The sequence below is a fragment of the Piscinibacter gummiphilus genome, assembly GCF_032681285.1.
In the GTDB taxonomy this organism is placed as follows: domain Bacteria; phylum Pseudomonadota; class Gammaproteobacteria; order Burkholderiales; family Burkholderiaceae_C; genus Rhizobacter; species Rhizobacter gummiphilus_A.
The window spans coordinates 3433439-3456601 of record NZ_CP136336.1 but is presented as its reverse complement, the minus strand read 5'-3'; the positions used below and the strand labels follow the sequence as shown (position 1 = coordinate 3456601).

Here is a 23163-nt window from a genome sequence, read left to right as displayed (position 1 = left end):
CGCCGCTCTCGCGGCGGGTTTCGCATCAGGTCCCGTCTACCAACAGCTTCGACTTGTTCAGCAGGTCGTTGATGATCTGCTGGTCGGTCGTCAGCGCGCCGCCGCTCGTCAGGTCGACGTTCTGCAGCACGATCGACTGGTCGACGGCCCCCGCGCTGTAGCCGCCCGAGAACCCGCCGCTGCTGCTGATCGCGATGGTGGTGGTGCCACCGCTCACCGTGAAGTGCAGGTAGTTCGACAGGTTGCCAGAGGCACCGCCGCTCGTGGCCTCGCCCTGCAGCAGGTCGCGCAGGTCGAGCACGTCGCCGCCGTTGGCGGGCGTGGCGGTGTTGAAGTCCATGATGATGTCCGACGCCGGCGTGCCCACCGCACCGCGGTCGGCGAACTCCCACTTGAAGACATCGGCGCCCGCGTCGCCGCGCAGCACGTCGTTGCCCGCACCGCCCACCAGCGTGTCGTTGCCCGCGCCGCCGCGCAGGCCGTCGATGCCGGCGCCGCCGTTGAGGTAGTCATTGCCGGTGCCGCCGTAGAGGAAGTCGGTGCCGTTCTGGCCGTAGATGACGTCGTCGCCACTGCCGCCGTTGGCCACGTCCGACCAGGTGGTGATCGAGGTGTTGCCGGCACTGTTGTTGTTGGCGTTGGTGTCGTCGGCTTCGGCGGCGAAGAGGCCCGTGGTCGAACTCGTGAGCGTGGTGTCGTCGGCCAGGGTCATGACACGTGCCGCGGCCACGTGGGCCTGCGTCGGCGCGCCGCCACCCACCGGGTGCACCGAGCTGCCGGTGTCGCCGAGGTAGATGGTGTCGTCGCCGGCACCCGCCTGCACGTAGTCGTTGCCGGCACCGGTGTTGAAGGCCTGGTGGATGGTGCCGGTGGTGTCGGTGCCGCTTTGCGCCGGGATGCTGCCGGTGGCGCCCTGGGTCACGCTGACCGTGAGGCCCGTGCCGACCTGGCTCACCGAGTACACGTCGTTGCCGGCCTGGCCGATCAGCGCATCGCCGTTGAAGGTGCCGATCTCGGCCAGCGAGGTGGTCGTGCCGGTCGGGTCGACCGTGACCGCGAAGCTCGTCGAGGTGGTGGCCGTGGCGCCGGTGGCGGCTTCGGTCGAGGTGGCCACGGCCGTGAGCGTGGCGCTGCCGGCATAGCCGCTCGTGAAGGTCATGCTCAGGGTCGAGCGGTTCCAGCTCGTGATGTTGACCGAAGTGGCGGCGCCGCTGGCCGTGAAGGTGTTGGTGCCGTCGGTGAGCACCGCACCCACCGGGATGCCCTGCAGCGTGACCGCGATCGACTCGGAGCCGTCGGTGTCGGTGAGGCTCGCCAGCACCGGCGCGAGGTACACGCGGCTTTGCACGCCAGCGTCGTAGACCACCGGGTAGTAGCCGCCTTCGCCGGTGGTGGCGTTGGGGATGAACGCGCTGCGTTGCCCGCCGGCGGCGTCGACCTGGTTGATGCTCTGGAAGAGCAGGAAGTTGGACGTCGACAGGTCGACCGCGGTGGCCCCGTTCACGCTCAGGTTCAGGTCGTAGCTGCCGGGGCCGCTCGTGTTGTAGACCATGAACTCGATGCTGTAGTAGCCCGTCACCGTCGGCGTGAAGGTGTTCGAGGTAAAGGTGCCGGCCATCGCCTGGCCGCTGCCGCCCCACTGGCCCGACATCACCGTGTTGCCGCCGACTTCCAGGCGCACCGTGTCGTCGGCGTAGCCCGAGAAGACATACGAGCTGCCGGCCTGCATGTAGATCAGGCCCTGCACGCGGTAGGCGTCGTCGGCGGCGACCTGCACGCCGGTGTCGCCGGTCAGGTTGCCGGCCACGCCCACGTTGGTAACGAGTGCGCTGGAGGTCGGCACGGCGGTCTCGATGCCCACTTCGCCCACGTCGGGGTTGGTCGAGCTGGCGCCCGAGGCCAGCGTGGGGATGGCGTTGTAGTAGTCGCGCGAGAGGCCGATGGACGTCAGCGTCGACAGCGTGCCGGTGACCTGCACCGACGCGTTGTGCGAGACGGTCGGTGCGTCGGCGACCGGCGCGATGTCGATGCGCATCATCGCGGCCGTGCCGTCGAGGGCGCCGTCGTTCGGCGTGAAGGTGAAGCGCGCGTAGTCGGCCTGCTGGTTGCCCACGCCGCTGCCGCCGTAGGCATCGCTGCCCGACTCGTTGGCATCGGGCACGAAGCGGAACGAACCCGCATCGATGGTGGCCTTGGTGACGAGCGTGTTGGCGGCCACGTTGACCCAGGCCGAGCCGTTGTAGACCTGCAGCGTGCCATCGGCCGGCAGCGTGCTCACGCGGATGCCGAGCGAGCTGCTGGCCGAGTCGATGTCGGTCACGCCGAACTGCGCCCAGTTGAAGACGAGGGCGGTGTCTTCGGTGCCCGAGACAGCCGAGCCGGTGGCCACCGGCGCGTCGTTGACCGGGGTCACGTTGATGGTGACCGTGTCGATGTCGCTCTGCGCGCCGCCGGTGCCGGTGTTGCCGTTGTCGTTGGTCGTCATCGTCAACGTGGCCGCGCCATTGAAGTTGGCGGTGGGCACGTAGGTGACGTTCGACGCCAGCGTGGCGTTGATCTGCGCCATCGTGCCGGTGAGGGTGACGCTGCCGGTGCCCGAGTTGGCGATGGTGGCGGTGCCACCGCTCACCGTGAGCGTGCCGTTGGTGACGGCCAGCGTGACGGTCATGCTGCCGCTGCCCCCATCGACGTCGGAGATGGCCAGGCCGGTGATGCTGCGGCTGGTGTCTTCGGCCGTGGTCTGCGTGGCAGGCACGGTGTTGACCGGCGCGTCGTTCACCGCATTGACGGTGACATTGACGATGGCCGTCTCGGTCACGCCGCCCGAGGTCACGGTGTAGTTGAAGCTGGCGGCGCCGTTGTAGTTGGCCGTCGGCGTGTAGATCAACTGGCCCGAGGCGTTGAGGCTCACCGTGCCGTTGGCCACTGCCACGGCGGGGCCGCCGGCCGTGATGGCCGAGCCGTTGATGGCGGTGATGGTGCGGCCGGCGTTCTCGAACGAGTCGTTGGCCAGCACGCTGATGGTGACGGCGTTGTCTTCGTTGGTGGTGGCGGTGTCGTTGGCGATGTCGACCACCGGGTTGATGGTGATCGGGATGGTGTCGAAGTCACTCAGCGAGCCGTCGGTGGTGTGCACGGTGACGGAGGTGGCGCCGTTGAAGTCGGGCGTGGGGGCATAGACGCTGCCGTTGAGCGCCGCGTTGATGGCCGCCGCGGAACCCGAGAGGACGACCACGCCCGTGCCGTTGCCGGTCACGGTGACGCCGGCGGTGGAGCCGAGCGTGATCGTGCCGTTGGCCGCTGTGAGCGTGGTGGTGAGCGAGGCGCTGTCGACATCGCTCACGCCACCGCCCATCGAGGTGGAGAAGACGTAGACGCCGTCTTCCTCGAGGATCTGCGGGCCGGGCACCAGGTTGACCGGTGCATCGTTGACGGCGTTCACGTGGATGACGGCCGTGGCAGCGGCACTGCTGCTGGTGCCGTCGTTCACCACCACGCTGATCTGGCGATCGGTGGTGTTCGGGTTCTCGCCGGTGTTGGCATACGTGACCGCGCGGATGGCCGTCTGGTAGGCGGCGAGCGAGGCCGAGCCGCTCAGCGTGACCACGTTGCCCGAGACCGTGGCGGTGATGCCCGCGGGCATGCTGCCCGCGGCGAGCACGTCGCCGGCCTGTGCGTTGGTGAGCGTGATGGTGGCGCTGGCGAGCGTGGTCGAGTCGACGTCGGTGATCGCGATGTCGGTGTCGGCGATGGCGACCGGGCTGCCGTTCTCGGTGAAGGTGGCGCTGTAGTCATTGCCGCTGGCGGTGGAGTTGTTGCCGTCGAGGTCGATGGTCGGGGGCGCATCGTTGTCGACGATGCTGCCGACGCCCTGCGTGTCGGAGATCGTGGCGTTGCTGGCGCCGCTCAGGTTGACGAAGAAGCTTTCGGTGGCTTCGGTGAGCGTGTCGTTGGCGATCGAGACGGTGATGGTCTGCGAGGTCACGCCCGGCGCGAAGGTGAGCGTGCCGCTGGTGGCGGTGTAGTCGCTGCCGGCGGTGGCGGTGTTGTTCGCGGTGCCGTAGTTGACGGTGACCGTCTGGCCCGAGGCGGCCGACAGCGTGACGGTGAAGGTCGCGGTGCCCGCGGCCTCGTTGACCGACACGTCGTTGATCGCGAGCGTGGGCGTGGCGTCGTCGTCGAGGATGGTCGCGGTGCCGCTGGCCGCGCCGTTGGTGGTGGTGCCGGCGGTGCGGGTGGCGGTGAGGCTGAAGGTCTCGTCGATCTCGTCGAGCGTGTCGTTCGTGATCGGCGCGCGCACCAGCACGCTGGTGGCGCCCGCCGCGATCGTGGCACTCGTCGCATTGACCCAGTTGGCGCCGCCGTCGGTCGAGACCTGCAGCGTGGTGCCGTAGTCGGTGCCGCTCGTGGCCGTGCCGGCCGTGGTCGACAGCGACACGGTGGTGGCGGTGGCCGACGGGTTGGACAGGCTGACGGTGAACTGCGCGTAACCGCTGCCTTCGGCGAACGAGGCGCTCGAGACGGCGAGCGTCGGCGTGTCGTTGTCGGTGCCGCCGGTGCCCGTGCCGTCGTCGCGGATGGTGCCCACGCCGAGGTTGTCGGCAATGGTGGCGTTGGTCGCGCCGCTCAGGTTGACGTTGAAGGTCTCGCTGCCTTCGTAGGTGCCGTCGTTGAGGATCGGCACGGTGATGGTCTGCGAGGTCACGCCCGGGGCGAAGGTGAGCGTGCCGGTGGCGGCGGTGTAGTCGCTGCCGGCGGTGGCCGTGCCGTTGCTCGTGCCGTAGCCCACGGTCACCGTCTGGCCCGAAGCGGCCGACAGCGTGACGGTGAAGGTCGCCGTGCCGGCGGCCTCGTTGATCGTCACGTCGTTGATGGCGAGCGACGGGGCCGGGTCGTTGTCGACGATGCTCGTCGTGACGGCGTTGTTGCTCGGGTGGGCCGCGATGGCCTCGAAGCCGCCGCCGCTCACGGTGTTGATGGAGACGACGACGGTCTCGTTGGGTTCATCGAGCGCGTCGTCGGTGGTCGGCACGCTGAAGCTCGCGCTGCTGGCGCCAGCCGGGATGGTGACGGTCGTCACACCCGAGTAGTCGCTGCCGTTGGCGGCGGTGCCGCCGTAGCTGAGCGTCACGGTCACGGCGGTCGTGGCCGGGTTGCTGAGCGTGAGCGTGTAGCTCGCGCTGCCGCCTTCGGTCACGCTCGCGGCGCCGCTCAGGCTCACGGTCGTGACGTCGGTGTCGTCGCTCACGGCCACGCTGGCGGTGCTGGTGGTGGTGAGCGCTTCGTAGTTGCCACCGCTGGTGGAGGTGATGCCGACCGACACCGATTGCGTGCCCTGGGCGTAGGCATCGTCGGCGCGCGGCACGTAGGCGGCACTCGTGGCCGAGCTGGCACCGACCGGGATGGTGATCTGCTGGCCGTTGCTGAGGTTGACGACGAGCGGCGAGCCGGTCACCGGGTTGTTGACGCTCGCGGTGTAGGTCACGCTGCCGCCTTCGGTCACGCTCGCGCTCGAGGCGCTGAGCGTCACGGTGGTGGCGTCGGCGTCGTCGGTGACGGTGGTCGAGGCGGTGCTGGTGGTCGTCAGCGCCTCGAAGTTGCCGCCGCTGGTGCCGCTGATGCCCACCGTCACGGTCTGGTTGCCCTGCACGTAGGCGTCGTCGGCGCGCACCGCGAAGGCGGCGCTGCTGGCGCTGGTCTGGCCCACCGGGATGGTGATGCTCTGGCCGTTGTTGAGCTGGATGACGAGCGCCGAACCGGTGACGGCGTTCGACACGGTGGCGGTGTAGACGATGCTGCCGCCTTCGGTCACGCTGGCCGCCGAGGCGGTGAGCGTCACGGTGGTGGCGTCGCCGTCGTCGGTGACGGTGGTCGAGGCGGTGCTCGTGGTGTTGAGCGCCTCGTAGTTGCCGCCGCTGGTGGAGCTGATGCTGACGTTGACGGCCTGGTTGCCCTGCGCATATGCATCGTCGGCGCGCACGGCGATGGCGGCGCTCGTGCCGCTGCTCTGGCCGACCGGGATGGTGATGGTCTGGCCGTTGCTGAGGTTGATGACGAGCGGCGAGCCGGTGACGGCGTTGTTGACGCTCGCGGTGTAGGTGATGGTGCCGCCTTCGTTGACGGTGCCCGCCGAGGGCGTGAGCGTGACGGTGGTCGCGTCGCTGTCGTCGCTGACGACGGTCGTCACCGTGCTCGTGGTCGTGCGGGCTTCGAAGTTGCCGCCGCTCGTGCCGGTGATGCCGACCGTGACGTTCTGATTGCCTTGCACGTAGGCATCGTCGGCCCGCACGGCAACGGCCGCGCTGCTGGCCGAGCTGGCGCCGACCGGGATGGTGATGGTCTGGCCGTTGCTGAGCGTGACCACGAAGGGCGAGCCAGTCACCGGGTTGTTGACGCTCGCGGTGTAGACGATGCTGCCGCCTTCGGTCACGGCGGCGGCCGAGGCGCTGAGCGTCACCGTGGTGGCGTCGGCGTCGTCGGTCACCGTCGTGCTGGCGGTGCTGGTCGTCGTCAGCGCTTCGAAGTTGCCACCGCTGGTGCTGTTGATGCCGACATTGAGCGTCTGCGTGCCTTGCACGTAGGCGTCGTCGGCGCGCACGGCGAAGGGCGTGCTGCTGGCGGAGCTGGCGCCGACCGGGATGGTGATGGTCTGGCCGTTGGAGAGGTTCACCACCAGCGCCGAGCCCGTCACCGGGTTGTTGACGGCGGCGGTGTAGGTGATGGTGCCGCCTTCGGTCACGCTGGCCGCCGAGGCGGTGAGGGTGACGGTGGTGGCGTCGGCGTCGTCGGTCACCGTGGTCGAGGCGGTGCTCGCGGTGTTGGTGGCCTCGAAGTTGCCGCCGCTCGTGCCGCTGATGCCGACGGTGACGGTCTGGCTGCCTTGCACGTAGGCGTCGTCGGCGCGCACGGCGAAGGCGGGGCTCGACGCGCTGGTCTGGCCCACCGGGATGGTGATGGTCTGGCCGTTGTTCAGCGTGACGACGAACGGCGCGCCGGTCACGGCGTTGCTGACGGTCGCGGTGTAGACGATGCTGCCGCCTTCGGTCACGCTGGCCGCCGAGGCGGTGAGGGTGACGGTGGTCACGTCGCCATCGTCGGTGACGGTGGTGGAGGCGGTGCTCGTCGTGGTCAGCGCCTCGTAGTTGCCACCCGAGGTGGAGCTGATGCCGACCGTGACGGTCTGGTTGCCCTGGGCATAGGCGTCATCGGCGCGCACCGCGAAGGCCGCGCTCGTGCCGCTGCTCTGGCCGACCGGGATGGTGATGCTCTGGCCGTTGCTCAGGTTGATGACGAGCGGCGAGCCGGTGACCGGGTTGGTGACGGCCGCGGTGTAGGTGATCGTGCCGCCTTCGGCCACGCTGGCGGTCGAGGCGGTGAGCGTCACGACGCTGGCGTCGCCGTCGTCGGTGACGGTGGTCGACGCGGTGCTGGTCGTGGTGAGCGCTTCGAAGTTGCCGCCGGTGGTGGACGACACACCGACCGTCAGCGTCTGGTTGCCCTGGGCATACGCATCGTCGGCGCGCACGGCGAAGGCCGCGCTGGTGCCGCTGCTCTGGCCCACCGGAATGGTGATCTGCTGGCCGTTGCTGAGGTTGATGACGAGTGCCGAGCCGGTGACCGGGTTGCTGAGGGTCGCGGTGTAGGTGATGGAGCCGCCTTCGGCGACCGAGGCCGACGAGGCGGTCAGCGTGACGGTCGTCGGGTCGGCATCGTCGGTGACGGTGGTGCTGGCGGTGCTGGTGGTGGTCAGCGCCTCGTAGTTGCCGCCGGTCGTGCCGCTGATGCCCACGGTCACGGTCTGGTTGCCCTGCACGTAGGCGTCGTCGGCGCGCACCGCGAAGGCGGCGCTGGTGCCGGAACTCGCGCCCACCGGGATGGTGATCGTCTGGCCGTTGTTGAGGCTGATGACCAGCGCCGAGCCGGTCACCGGGTTGTTGACGGTGGCGGTGTAGGTGATGCTGCCGCCCTCGGTGACCGAGGCCGACGAAGCGGTGAGCGTCACGACGCTGGCGTCGCCGTCGTCGGTGACGGTGGTGCTCACCGTGCTGGTGGTGGTGCGGGCCTCGAAGTTGCCGCCGCTGGTGGAGCTGATGCCCACCGTGGCGGTCTGGTTGCCCTGCGCATAGGCATCGTCGGCGCGCACCGCGAACGGCGTGCTGCTGGCCGAGCTCGAGCCCACCGGGATGGTGATCTGCTGGCCGTTGCTGAGGTTGATGACGAAGGGCGAGCCGGTCACCGGGTTGGTGACGGTGGCGGTGTACGTGATGGAGCCGCCCTCGGCGACGGTTGCCGCCGAGGCGGTGAGGGTCACGACGGTCGCGTCGCTGTCGTCGGTGACGGTGGTCGAGGTGGTGCTGCTGGTCGTCAGCGCCTCGAAGTTGCCACCGCTGGTGTTGCTGATGCCGACCGTGACGGCCTGGTTGCCCTGCACATACGCGTCATCGCCGCGCACGGCGAAGGCTGCGCTCGTGCCGCTGCTCTGGCCGACCGGGATGGTGATGGTCTGGCCGTTGCTGAGGTTGATGACGAGTGGCGAGCCGGTGACGGCGTTGTTGACCGTGGCCGTGTAGGTGATGCTGCCGCCTTCCACGACCGAGGCTGCCGAGGCGCTGAGCGTCACGGTGGTGGCGTCGCTGTCGTCGGTGACGGTGGTGGAGGTGGTGCTGCTGGTGGTCAGCGCTTCGAAGCTGCCGCCGGTGGTGCCGTTGATGCCCACCGTGACGGTCTGGTTGCCCTGCACGTAGGCATCGTCGGCGCGCACGGCGAAGGGCGTGCTGCTCGCCGAGCTGCTGCCCACCGGGATGGTGATGCTCTGGCCGTTGCTGAGGCTGATGACGAGCGCCGAGCCGGTGACCGGGTTGCTGACGCTGGCGGTGTAGGTGATCGAGCCGCCTTCGGTGACGCTCGCCGACGAGGCGGTGAGGGTCACGACGCTGGCATCGCTGTCGTCCGTCACCGTGGTGCTCGCGGTGCTGGTGGTGGTGAGCGCTTCGAAGTTGCCGCCCGAGGTGGAGCCGATGCCGACCGTGACGGTCTGGTTGCCCTGGACGTAGGCGTCGTCGGCACGCACGGCAAACGGCGTGCTGCTGGCGCTGCTCTGGCCGACCGGGATGGTGATGGTCTGGCCGTTGTTGAGGTTGATCACGAGCGGCGAGCCGGTCACCGCGTTGTTGACGGTGGCGGTGTAGACGATGCTGCCGCCTTCGGTGACGGAGGCGGTTGACGCGGTGAGCGTGACCGTCGTCGCATCGCTGTCATCGGTGACGGTGGTGCTCGTGGTGCTGCTGGTGGTGAGCGCCTCGAAGTTGCCGCCGGTGGTGCCGGTGATGCCGACGGTTACGGCCTGGTTGCCCTGCACGTAGGCGTCGTCGGCGCGCACCGGGAAGGCGGCGCTGCTCGCGCTGCTCTGGCCGACGGGGATGGTGATCGTCTGGCCGTTGCTGAGGCTGATGACGAGCGGCGAGCCGGTCACGGGGTTGCTGACGGCCGCGGTGTAGGTGATGCTGCCGCCTTCGGCGACGGTCGCCGAAGAGGCGGTGAGCGTCACGACGCTGGCGTCGCTGTCGTCCGTCACCGTGGTGGTGGCGGTGCTGGCGGTCGTGAGCGCTTCGAAGTTGCCGCCGCTGGTGTTGCTGATGCCCACCGTGACCGCCTGGTTGCCTTGCACGTAGGCATCGTCGGCGCGCACGGCAAACGGCGTGCTGTTGGCGCTGCTCTGGCCGACCGGGATGGTGATGGTCTGACCGTTGTTGAGGTTGATGACCAGCGGCGAGCCGGTGACGGCGTTGTTGACCGTGGCGGTGTAGACGATGCTGCCGCCTTCGGCGACGCTCGCGGTCGACGCGGTGAGCGTGACGGTGGTGGCATCGCTGTCGTCGGTGACCGTCGTCGAGGCGGCGCTCGTGGTGGTCAGCGCTTCGTAGTTGCCGCCGGTGGTGCCGGTGATGCCCACGGTCACGGCCTGGTTGCCCTGCACATAGGCGTCGTCAGCGCGCACCGGGAAGGCGGCGCTGCTGGCGCTGCTCTGGCCCACGGGGATGGTGATGGTCTGGCCGTTGCTGAGCGTGATGACGAGCGCCGAGCCGGTGACCGGGTTGTTGACGGCCGCGGTGTAGGTGATGGAGCCGCCTTCGGTGACGGAGGCGGTCGAGGCGGTCAGCGTGACGGTGGTCGCATCGGCGTCGTCGGTGACGGTCGTGCTGGCGGTCGAGGTCGTGGTGACAGCCTCGAAGTTGCCGCCGCTGGTGTTGCTGATACCGACCGTGACGGTCTGGTTGCCTTGCACATACGCGTCATCGGCGCGCACGGCGAAGGCGGCGCTGCTGGCGCTGGTCTGGCCGACCGGGATGGTGATCTGCTGGCCGTTGCTGAGGGTGATGACGAAGGGCGAGCCGGTGACCGCCGTGGCGACCGTGGCGGTGTAGACGATGCTGCCACCCTCGGTCACGCTGGCTGCGGACGCACTGAGGGTGACGGGGGTCGCATCGCCGTCGTCGGTGACGGTGGTGCTCGTGATGCTCGTGGTGGTGAGCGCCTCGAAGTTGCCGCCGCTGGTGTTGCTGATGCCGACCGTGACGGTCTGGTTGCCCTGGGCGTAGGCGTCGTCCGCGCGCACGGAGAACGGCGCACTGCTGGCCGAGCTCGCACCCACCGGGATGGTGATGGTCTGGCCGTTGTTGAGCGTGACGACCAGATCCGAGCCGGTGACCGGGTTGTTGACGGTCGCGGTGTAGGTGATCGTGGCGCCTTCGGCCACGCTGGCGGCCGAGGAACTGAGCGTGACCGTGGTCGCGTCGGCATCGTCGACAACCGTGGTGCTCGTGGTCGAGCTGGTGGTCAGGGCTTCGAAGTTGCCGCCGGTCGTGCCGTTGATGCCGACCGTGAGGGTCTGGTTGCCTTGCACATACGCGTCGTCGGCGCGCACCGCGAAAGGCACGCTGCTGGCGCTGCTCTGCCCGACGGGGATGGTGATCGTCTGGCCGTTGGACAGGCTGATGACGAGCGGCGAGCCGGTGACCGCGTTGCTCACGCTCGCGGTGTAGGTGATGCTGCCACCCTCGGTGACCGATGCGGTCGAGGCGGTGAGCGTCACCACGCTCGAATCGGCATCGTCGGTGACGGTGGTGCTCGTGGTGCTGGTGGTTGTCAGCGCCTCGTAGTTGCCGCCGCTGGTCGACGAGATGCCGACCGTGACGGTCTGGTTGCCCTGCATGTAGGCATCGTCGCCGCGCACGGCGAAAGCGGTGCTGGTGGCGCTGCTCTGGCCGACCGGGATCGTGATCTGCTGGCCGTTGCTCAGCGTGATGACGAGCGGCGTGCCGGTCACCGCGTTGTTGACGGTCGCGGTGTAGGCGATGCTGCCGCCTTCGGTGACGCTGGCTGTCGAGGCGGTCAGCGTGACGGTGGTCGCATCGGCATCGTCGGTGACGGTGGTGGTTGCGGTGCCGGTGGGCGTGACGGCTTCGAAGTTGGCGCCCGAGGTGCCGGTGATCGTGACCGAGACGGTCTCGCTGCCCTGCACATACGCGTCATCGCCGCGCACGGCGAAGGGCAGGCTGTTGGCGCTGCTCTGGCCGACCGGAATGGTGATGGTCTGGCCGTTGGACAGCGTGACGACCAGCGGCGAGCCGGTGACCACGCTGCTGGCGGTGGCGGTGTAGACGATGCTGCCGCCTTCGAGCACCGCCGGCGCCGAGGCGCTCAGCGAGACGGTGGTCGCATCGCCATCGTCGCTCACGACGGTGCTGGCGGTCGCGGAGGTGGTGAGGGCTTCGAAGTTGCCGCCGCTCGTGCCGCTGATGCCGGCCGTGACGGTCTGGTTGCCCTGGGCGTAGGCGTCGTCGGCGCGCACGGCCACCGGGGCGCTGGTGCCGCTGCTCTGGCCCACCGGAATGGTGATCTGCTCGCCGTTGGTCAGCGTGATGACGAGCGGCGTGCCGGTCACCGGGTTGTTGACGGTGGCGGTGTAGGTGATGCTGCCGCCTTCGGCCACGTTGGCCACCGAGGCGGTGAGGCCGACGGTGGTGGCGTCAGCATCGTCGGTCACGGTGGTGGAGGTCGTGCTCGTGGTGTTGAGCGCCTCGTAGTTGCCACCGCTGGTGCCGGTGATGCTCACGGCGACCGCCTGGCTGCCCTGCACGTAGGCGTCGTCGCCGCGCACCGCGAAGGCGGTGCTGCTGGCGCTGCTCTGGCCGACCGGGATGGTGATGGTCTGGCCGTTGCTGAGCGTGACGACGAGCGGTGAGCCGGTGACGGCGTTGTTGACGCTCGCGGTGTAGGTGATGCTGCCGCCTTCGGTGACGGTGGCGGCCGAGCTCGTGAGCGTGACCGTGGTCACGTCGGCGTCGTCGATGACGCTGGTGCTGACCGTGCTGCTGGCGGCCAGCGCCTCGAAGTTGGCGCCGCTGGTGGAGGCGATGCCCACGTTGAGCGGCTGCGAGCCCTGCACATACGCATCGTCGCCGCGCACGGCAAACGGCGCGCTGCTGGCGCTGCTCTGGCCGACCGGGATGGTGATGGTCTGGCCGTTGGTCAGCGTGATGACCAGGGGAGACGCGGTGACGAGGTTGTTGACGCTCGCGGTGTAGACGACGCTGCCACCCTCGGCCACGCTGCCCGCCGAGGCGGTGAGGGTGACGGTGGTGGTGTCGATCGTGTCGACGATGCTGGTGACGGCCGGGGCCGGGTCCACCGCGAGGGCGATGCCGCCGCCGCTGGTGCCGGTGATGGTGGCGCTGACGCTCGTCGGGTCGACGTACACGTCGTCGTTCGCCGCGACGGGCACGGTCACCGTGCCGGTCAGGCTGCCGGCGTCGATGTGGATGGTCTGGCCGTTCGACAGCGTCACGTCGAGCGCCGTCACCGGCGCCTGCGTCAGCGTGGCGGTGTAGACGATGGTGCCGCCCGCTTCGGTGAGCGTGGGGGTGGCCGAGAGGCTGAGGGTGGAGATGTCGTTGTCGACGATGCCGGTCGTCACCGAGCCGGCGCTGCCGCTGACGGCCAGGTTCTCGAAGTTGCCGCCGGTGGCGCTCGCGAGGGTGATGGTGAAGCTCTCGGCACCTTCGGCCAATGCGTCGTCGATCGTCGCGATGCTGAAGTTGGCCGAGCTGCTGCCCGCGGGAATGGTGACGGTGGTGGTGCCGGTGAAGTCGCTGCCGTCGGCGGCGGTGCCGCTGTAGCTCAGGGTCACGGTCACCGCGCTCGTTTGCGCCGGGCTCGTGAGCGAGACGGTGTAGCTGCCCGAAGCGCCTTCGGCCACCGAGCCGGAGCCCGAGAGGCTCACGGTCGTGGTGTTGATCGTGTCGGTGATGCTGGTGCTGACCGGCGTGCTGTCGGCCACCAGGCTCTCGAAGTTGCCACCGCTGGCGTTGGTGATGTGCGCCGAGATGGTGCTGGCGTCGAGGTACACGTCGTCGGTCGGGGCGAGCACCGAGACGCTGCCCGACGAGGCACCGGCGGCGATGTTGATCTGCGCGCCGTTGCTGAGGGTGATCGTCACCGGCGAGCCGGCCGCGGCATTGAGGCTCGCGGTGTAGACGATGGAGCCGCCTTCGGCCACGTTCGGCGTGGCGGTGAGGGTGGCGGTGGTGGTGTCGACGGTGTCGGTGACGGCGGTGGTCGCCGCCGTGGGGTTGATCGCCAGGCTCTCGAAATTGCCGCCGGTGGCGGTGGTGATCGTGGCCGACACGGGGCCGGCGTTGACGAGCGCATCGTCGCCAGGCGCGGCGACCGTCACGCTGCCGGTGGACGCACCCGCGAGGATCGTGATGACCGCATTGTTTGACAGCGTGATGGTGACGTCGCTGCCCGCCGCGTTGTTGAGCGAGGCGGTGTAGACGATGTTGCCGCCTTCGGCCACGGTGCCGGTGGCGGTGAGCGTCACGGTCGTGGTGTCGACCGTGTCGGTGATGTTCGTCGTGGCGGGGGCGCTGTTGACCGAGAGGTTCTCGAAGTTGCCGCCGCTCGTGCCGGTGATGCTCGCTGACACGGTGCCGGCATCGATCAGCGCATCGTCGGCGGGCGCGGCCACGCTGATGCTGGCCGACGAGGCGCCGGCCGGGATGGTGATGGTCTGGCTGTTCGACAGCGTGACCACGAGGTCGGTGCCGGCCGGGCTCGTGAGCGAGGCGGTGTAGACGATGAAGGCGCCCTCCGCCGCGGTGCCGGTGGCCGAGAGCGTGAGCGTGGTGGTGCCGATGGTGTCGGTCACCGCGGTGGTGGCCGGTGCCGGGTCGATGGCGAGGGCCTCGAAGTTGCCGCCCGTCGCCGTGGCGATGGTGGCCGAGACCGGGCCGGCGTCGATGACGAAGTCGTCGGCCGGTGCCGGCACGGTGACGGTGCCCGTCGAGTTGCCGGCGAGGATGGTGATGACCGCGCCGTTCGACAGCGTGAGGGTCACGTTGCTGCCCGCCGGGTTGTTCAGCGAGGCGGTGTAGACGATGTTGCCGCCTTCGGCCACGGTCGGCGTGGCGGTGAGCGAGACGGTGGTGGTGTCGATCGTGTCGGTGACGGCGGTCGCGGCTGGCGTGGTGTCGACCACCAGCTGCTCGAAGTTGCCGCCGTTCACGGTGGCGATGCTCGCGCTGACGGTGCTCGCATCGAGCAGCACGTCGTCGCCCGGTGCGGGCACGGAGACGCTGCCCGACGAGGTGCCGGCCAGGATGGTGATGACCGCGTTGTTCGACAGCGTGACCACGAGGTCGGTGCCGGCCGGGCTCGTGAGCGAGGCGGTGTAGACGATGTTGCCGCCTTCGGCGACGGTGCCGGTGGCGCTGAGCGACACGGTGGTCGTGTCGATGGTGTCGGTGACGGTGGTGGTGGCCGCCGCCGGGTTCACCACCAGGTTCTCGAAGTTGCCGCCAGTGGCGCTGGCGATGGTCAGCGAGACCGGGCCGGCATCGACCACGGCATCGTCGGCCGGAGCCGGCAGCGTGAGCGTGGCGCTCGAGGCGTTGGCCGGGATCGTGATCTGCTGGCCGTTCGACAGCGTGACGATGACGGGCGACTGCGCCACGCTCGTGAGCGTGGCGGTGTAGACGATGTTGCCGCCTTCGGCGACGGTCGGCGTGGCCGTGAGGGTGACGGTGGTGTTGTTGACCGTGTCGGTGACGGCGGTCACGGCCGCGGCCGGGTTGACGGCGAGGCTCTCGAAATTGCCGCCGCTGGTGGCGGTGATCGTGGCCGAGACGTTGCCGGCGTCGGCATACACGTCGTCGCCCGGCGCGGGCACGGAGATGCTGTTCGACGAGCTGCCGGCGGCGATGACGATCTGCGCGCCGTTCGACAGCGTCACGGTCACGGCCGTGCCGGCCGCGTTGTTCAGCGTCGCGGTGTAGACGATGTTGCCGCCTTCGGCCACGGTGGGCGAGGCGGTGAGCGTGACGGTGGTGGTGTCGACCGTGTCGGTGACGGTCGTCACGGCCGGGGCCGGGTCGCGCACGAGCGACTCGAAGTTGCCGCCGCTGGCCGAGGTGATGCTGACCGCGACCGGGCCGGCGTCGACGAGCGCGTCGTCGCCGGGCGCGGCGAGCGTGAGCGTGCCGGTGGTGGCGCCGGTGGCGATGGTGATCTGCTGGCCGTTCGACAGGTTGACGGTGACCGGCGACTGCGCCGCGCTCGTGAGCGTGGCGGTGTAGACGATGGAGCCGCCCTCGGCGACGGTCGGCGTGGCCGACAGCGACACCGTGGTCGTGTCGAGTGTGTCGTTGACGGCGGTGGTGGCCGGCGTCGGGTCGATGGCGAGCGCAATGCCGCCGCCGGACGTGCCGGTGATGGTGGCGCTGACGGTGGTCGGGTCGACGTAGACGTCTTCGTTCGCGGCAACGGGCACGGTGACGGTGCCGGTCAGCGAGCCGGCGGTCACGGTGATGGTGGCGCCGTTGGAGAGGGTGACGGTGAGGTTCGACACCGGCGCCTGCGTGAGCGTGGCGGTGTAGACGATGCCGCCGCCGGCTTCGGTGATGGCCGGCGTGGCAGAGAGGCTCACGACCGAGACGTCGTTGTCGACGATGCCGGTGGTCACGCTGCCGTTCGTGCCGCTGACGACCAGGTTCTCGAAATTGCCGCCCGTGGCGGCGCCGATCGCGACGGTGAAGCTTTCGCTGCCTTCGGCGGCGGCGTCATCGATCGTGGCGATGCTGAAGCTGGCCGAGCTGGCGCCGGCCGGGATGGTGACGGTGGTGACGCCGGTGAAGTCGCTGCCATCGGCGGCCGTGCCGCTGTAGGTGAGCGTGACGGTGACGGCGGTCTGCGCGGCGCTCGTGAGCGAGACGGTGTAGCTTCCGGCGTTGCCTTCGATCACCGAGCCCGAGCCGCTCAGGCTCACGGTGGTGGTGTCGAGGGTGTCGCTCACGGCGGTGGTGACCGGCGTGGCGTCGACTACCAGGTTCTCGAAGTTGCCGCCCGTGGCGCCGGTGATGCGGTTGCTCACCGAGCCGGCGTCAACGATCACGTCGTCGGCCGGTGCGGGCACGGTGACGGAGCCGGTCGACGCGCCGCTCAGGATGGTGATGGTGGCGCCGCTCTGCAGCGTGACGGTCACGTTGCCCTGGGCGGGCGCGGTGAGCGAGGCGGTGTAGACGATGCTGCCGCCTTCGGCCACGGCCGGCGTGGCGGTGAGCGAGACGGTGGTGGTGTCGAGGGTGTCGCTGACGGCGGTGATGACCGGCGTGGCGTCGACCGACAGGTTCTCGAAGTTGCCGCCGCTCGCGGAGTCGATGCGCACCGACAGGTTGCCGGCGTCGTTGTAGACGTCGTCGGTGGGGGCGGGCACGGTCACCGAGCCGCTGCTCGCGCCGGCGGCGATGGTGATGGTGGCGTTGTTCGAGAGACGCACCGTCACGGCGGTGTCGGCCGGGGCGGTGAGCGAGGCGGTGTAGACGATGCTGCCGCCTTCGGCGACCGACGGCGTGCCGGTCAGCGAGACGGTGGTGGTGTCGACCGTGTCGGTGACGGCGGTCACGGCCGGCGTGGCATTGATGGCCAGGGCTTCGAAGTTGCCGCCGCTCGCGCCGGTGATGTGCAGGCTCACCGGGCCGGCGTCGACGATCGCATCGTCGCCCGGGGCCGGCAGCGAGATCGAGGCCGAGCTGGCGCCGGCCGGGATGGTGATGGTGCTGTTGTCCGACAGCGTGACCGTCACCGCCGTCTGGGCCGGCGCGGTGAGGCTTGCGGTGTAGGTGATGTTGCCGCCTTCGGCGACCGTGGCGCTGGCAGTCAGCGAGACGGTGGTGGTGGCGATGGTGTCGCTCACGGCGGTGACGGCCGGCGTGCCGTCGACCGCCAGGTTTTCGAAGTTGCCGCCGGCGGCCGAGACGATGCGGTCGGACACGTTGGCCGCGTCGACGTACACGTCTTCGCCCGGCGCGGGCACGGTGATCGAGGCGCTGGCCGCACCGTTGGGAATGGTGATGGTCGCGCCGCTTTGCAGCGTGACGGTCACCGGGCCTTGCGCCACCGAGGTGAGCGAGGCGGTGTAGACGATGCTTCCGCCCTCGGCCACGGCCGGCGTGGCGGTGAGCGAGACGGTGGTGGTGTCGACCGTGTCGGTGATCGCGGTGATGGCCGCGGCCGGGTTGACCGTGAGGTTCTCGAAGTTGCCGCCCGTCGCGGTGCTGATGGTGGCCGAGACGTTGTTCGCGTCGGTGTAGACGTCGTCGGTCGGCGCGGCCACGCTCACCGTGCCGGTGCTGGCACCGGCGGCGATGGTGATGACCGCGTTGTTCGACAAGGTCACCGTCACCGCCGACTGGGCCGGGGCGCTGAGCGTGGCGGTGTAGACGATGTTGCCGCCTTCGGCGACGGCCGGCGAGGCGGTGATCGAGACGGTGCTGTTGTCGACCGTGTCGGTGATGGTCGTCACCGCTGCGGCCGGGTTGCGCACCAGGCTTTCGAAGTTGCCGCCGCTGGCGCCTGCGATGGTGACCGACACCGAACCGGCATCCAGGTACACGTCGTCGGTGGGCGCGGCCACCGGCACCGAGCCGCTGCTCGTGTTGGCGAGGATGGTGATGGTGGCGCCGTTCGAGAGCGTGACCGTCACGTCGCTCTGCGCCGGGGCGCTGAGGGTCGCGGTGTAGACGATGTTGCCGCCCTCGGCCGCGCTCGGCGTGGCGGTGAGCGTCACGGTGCTCGTGTCGGCCGTGTCGCTCACGGCCGTGACGGCCGGGGCCGGGTTGACGACGAGGTTCTCGAAGTTGCCGCCGCTCGCGGTGGCGATGGTGACCGAGGTGTTGCCGGCGTCGACGTACACGTCGTCGGCCGGGGCTTGCACGGTCACCGTGCCCACGCTCGCGCCCGCGGCGATGGTGATGACGGCGTTGTTCGACAGCGTCACCGTCACGTCAGTCTGCGCGGGCGAGGTGAGGGTCGCGGTGTAGACGATGGTGCCGCCCTCGGCGACGGCCGCGGTGGCGGTCAGCGAGAGGGTGGTGGTGTCGACCGTGTCGGTGATCGCGGTGACGGCCGGCGTCGGGTTGACCGTGAGGTTCTCGAAGTTGCCGCCGCTGGCGTTGGTGATGGTGACCGACACGTTGCCGGCGTCGACGTGCACGTCGTCGGCCGGGGCGGGCAGCACGATGGCGCCGAAGGCGCTGCCGGCGTTGATGGTGATGGTGTCGCCGGTCGAGAGCGTCACGGTCACAGCCGTCTGCGCCGGGTGCGAGAGCACGGCGGCGTAGAGGATCATGCCGCCCTCGCTCACGGTGGGCTGCGCCACCAGCCGCACTTCGGCGGCGTCGATCGTGTCGGTGATCGTGGTGATGGCGGGCGCCGGGTCCACGGCGAGCGGAATGCCACCGCCCGTGGTGCTGGCGATGGTGGCGCTGATGCTGGACGGGTCGACGTACACGTCGTCGCTTGCGGCGACGGGCACGCTCGCCGTGCCGCTCAGGGCACCGGCGGCAATGGTGATGACGGTGCCGTTGGAGAGGGTGACGTCGAGCGCCGTGGTCGGTGCCTGCGTGACCGAGGCGGTGTAGACGATGGTGCCGCCCGCTTCGGTCAGCGTGGGCGTGGCGCTTAGGCTCACCGTCGAGATGTCGTTGTCGACGATGCCGGTGGTCACCGAGCCGTTGGCGCCGCTCACGACCAGGCTTTCGAAGTTGCCGCCCGTGGCGGCGCCAATGGCGACGGTGAAGCTCTCGGGGCCTTCGGCGATGGCGTCGTCGATGGCTGCGATGGAGAAGCTGGCCGAGCTGCTGCCGGCCGGGATGGTGACGGTGGTGGTGCCGCTGAAGTCGACGCCGTTGGCGGCGGTGCCGCTGTAGGTCAAGGTGACCGTGACGTCGGCTTGCGCCACGCTCGTGAGCGAGACGGTGTAGCTGGCGCTGCCCGCTTCCGAGAGCGTCGGGTCGCCGGCGAGGCTCACCGTGGTGGCGTCGAGCGTGTCGGTGACGGTGGTGCTGGCGGCGGCCGGGTTGACTTGCAGCGATTCGAAGTTGCCGCCGGTAGCGCTGGCGATCGTTTGCGAGACCGAGCCGGCGTCGAGGTAGACGTCATCGGCGGGCGCGGCCACGTTGACCGTGCCCGAGGAGGCGCCGGCCGCGATGTTGATGATGGAGCCGTTGGCCAGCGTCACGACCACCGCGGTCTGCGCAGCCGACGAGAGCGTGGCGGTGTAGACGATGGTGCCACCTTCGGCCACGCTCGGCGTGGCGGAGAGCGTGACGGTGGAGACGTCGGCATCGTCGGTGACGGTGGTGCTCACCGTGCTCGTGGTGGCGAGCGCCTCGAAGCTGCCGCCGCTCGTTCCGGCGATGCCCACGCTGAAGCTCTGGGCACCCTGCACGAAGTTGTCGTCGGCGCGCACCGCAAAGGGTGCGCTGTCGGCCGTGCTCTGGCCGACGGGGATGGTGATGGTCTGGCCGTTGGTGAGCGAGATGACGAGCGGGGCGCCCACCACGGGCGCGCTCACGCTGGCGGTGTAGACCACGCTGCCGCCTTCGGCCACGCTGGCGGCGGACGAGGTGAGGTTGACGGTCGACACGTCGGCGTCGTCGCTGACGGTGGTGACGGCCGAGCCCGTGGGCGTGAGGGCTTCGAAGTTGCCGCCGGTGCTGCCCGCCACGGTGACGGTGAGCGTGTCGTCGGCTTGCACGTTCACGTCGTCAGGGCGCACGTTGAACGCGGCGGTGCTGGCGCTGCTCGCGCCGACCGGGATGGTGACACTCTGGCCGTTGCTGAGCATCACGGTGAGCGGCGAGCCGCTGACGGCGTTGCTGAGCGAGACGGTGTAGACGATCGAGCCGCCTTCGGTGACGTTGGCGGCCGAGGCGCTCACGGTCACGGTGGTCGGGTCGGCGTCGTCGGTGACGTGGGTCGCGACCGAGCCGCCGGGGGCGATGGCCTCGAAGTTGCCGCCGCTGCTGTTGGTGATGCCGACGTTGAGCGTGTCGGTGCCTTGCACCTGCGCGTCGTCGCCGCGCACGGCGAAGGGCGCGCTGCTGGCGCTGCTCGCGCCAACGGGGATGGTGATGGTCTGGCCGTTGCTGAGCGTCAGCACCACCGGCGAGCCGGTGACCACGTTGTTGAGCGTGGCGGTGTAGACGATGCTGCCGCCTTCGGTGACCGAAGCGGCCGAAGCGGTGAGGGTGGCGGTGGTGGCGTCGGTGTCGTCGCTCACCACGGTGGTGGCGGTGCCGGTGGTGGCGAGCGCTTCATAGGCGCCGCCGGTGGTGCCGGTGACTGTCACGCTGAGGGTCTGGTCGCCCTGGGCGTAGGCATCGTCGGCGCGCACGGCGAAGGGCGCGCTGCTGGCGCTGCTCGCGCCCACGGGGATGGTGATCGTCTGGCCGTTGCTGAGCGTCACGACCAGCGGCGAGCCGGTGACGGGCGCGGTGACGCTCGCGGTGTAGGTGATGCTGCCGCCTTCGGCCACGCTGGCCGCAGACGCACTGAGGGTGAGCGTGCTGCCGTCGGCGTTGTCGGTGACGGTGGTGGCGGGGGCGCCGGTGGCGCTGAGCGACTCGTAGCTGCCGCCGCTCGTGCCGACGATGCTGGCGGTGACGGTCTCGGGGCCTTGCACCTGCGTGTCGTCGGCGCGCACGGCGATGGGGGCCGAGCTGGCGCTGCTCGCGCCCACGGGGATCGTGATGGTGGCGCCGTTGGAGAGCGTCACGACCAGCGGGCTGCCGGCAACGGGCGCGCTCGTGGTGGCGGTGTAGGTGATGCTGCCGCCTTCCAACACGCTCGCGGCCGAGGCGGTGAGGGTGACGGTGGAGACGTCGGCGTCGTCGGTGACGGTGGTCGTCGCGGTGCCCGCGGGCGTGACCGCTTCGAAGTTGCCCCCGGTGGTGCCGGTGATGTTGACGTTGAGCGTCTCGGTGCCTTGCACCTGCGCGTCGTCACCGCGCACCGCGAAGGGTGCACTCGAGCCGCTGCTGGCGCCGACCGGGATGGTGATGGTCTGCCCGTTCGAGAGCGTGATGACGAGCGGCGAGCCCGTCACCGGGCTCGTGAGCGTGGCGGTGTAGACGATGCTGCCGCCTTCGCTCACCGATGCAGCCGAGGCGGTGAGCGAGACGGTGGTGCTGTCGGCATCGTCGCTCACGCCGGTGGCGACGGTGCTCGTGGTGACGAGCGAGGAGTAGTTGCCGCCCGTGGTCGAGGCGACGGCGATGGTCTGCGTCTGCGTGCCCTGCACGTAGACGTCGTCCGCGCGCGGCACGACGGGCGAGCTGCTGCCGCTCGTCTGGCCCACGGGGATGGTGATGGTGCTGCCGTTCGACAGCGTGATCACGAGCGCCGAGCCGGCGACCGGGTGGTTGACGGTGGCGGTGTAGACCACGCTGCCGCCTTCGGCCACGGCGGCGGCCGAGCTCGAGAGCGTGACGGTGGTGGGCACCGGCGTGACGTTGATCTGCGCGACAGCGGCCGAGGAGCTCGCGCCTTCGTTGTCGGTGACGGTGAAGCCGATCGGCGTGCTGCCGGTGAAGCCGGGGTTGGCCACGAAAACCAGGTTCGCGGCCTGGGCCGGGGTGAGCGCGGTGCCGGCCACGACCGGCGTCACGCCATCGGCGAGGAAGAGGCTGCCACCCGCGGGCGGGCTGGTGACGGTGATGGCGCTGACGGTGCCATCGATATCAGTACCCGCCAGGCTGACCGGGATGCTGCTGTATTCAGGGCCGGCGGTCGCGATGCCGGCGTTGGCCAGCGGCGTGTCGTTGACCGGCAGCACGGTGATCTGCACGCTTTCGAGCGCAGAGACGGAGCCCTGGTTGTCGGTGACGGTAAATTCGACCACCACGCCGCCGTTGAAATCGGGTGCAGGGCGGAACACGAGGCCCGCGGCCTGGGCCGGGGTGAGCGTTTGGCCGGCGGTGACGACGGTCACGCCGTCGGCCAGCAGCAGCGTGCCGTTGGCCGGGAGGTTGACGATGGTGACGGCGGTGATGGTGCCGTCGGTGTCGGTGCCGCCAAGCGAGACGGGCAGGGTGGCGTCTTCGTTGCCCGACACGGCGGCCGGTGTGGCGCTGGGGCGGTCGTTGGGCGTGGCCGGGGTGGCCGCGGCCTGGTTCTCGGGCGCGGTGGCGGTGGTGAACGTGGGCACGGTGCCGGCCGGCTCCACGCCGGCCGTCTGGGCCAGCGCGGCGGGGGTCACGTCTTCGGCGATGCGGCCCACGCGCAGGCCAGGTTGCAGGCCGCCGCCCTCGGCGCCGGTCAGGCCGGCTGCCGGTGCGGTCTGCGAGTCGGGGTCGTTCAGCTCGGCGATGACGCGGTCGATCTCGTCGTTCGTCGGCGCAGCGGGCTTGGCGGCGAGGCCGGGAGCGTCGGGCAGCGGCGTGAGTTGCACCAGGCCGTCTTGCGTCGTGAGGATCACGTCGCCCTTGTGAACCTCATCGCCCATCTTCAAGGGGACGAGTTTGCCGTTGGGCATGCGGCGAAGCGCAGAGCCCCACAGGCCGGTCACTTTGCCATTCACGGTTTGAACGATGGTGGGCATGAAAAAACCTCGGACGCAATACCACTCAGGATGCCGTCGAGGATAGCCGCCGCCCAATTGCTTATGGGCTTTTCCGCAGGGCGTTTGTGTGAACTGAATCGCACCGGACGCCAGATTCGGCGCGCATAAGCGGGCACTTCTGCGCGCCGTGATTTATGCACGGATGCCTGCTTCAACCGTTATCGGCCGGGTTTTCTGAAACTTGAGGGGCGGGTTTGCGAGAC

Annotated in this window: 1 protein-coding gene; it reads right to left on the bottom strand. The window is 69.7% G+C overall.

Going from position 1 to position 23163, the window contains the following annotated elements; translation table 11 throughout:
* Positions 1 to 25: 25 nt before the first annotated feature.
* Entirely contained in the window at positions 26 to 22939 is a 22914-nt protein-coding gene (locus RXV79_RS15970) for an immunoglobulin-like domain-containing protein (protein ID WP_316698855.1), read from the bottom strand.
* Positions 22940 to 23163: the final 224 nt, after the last annotated feature.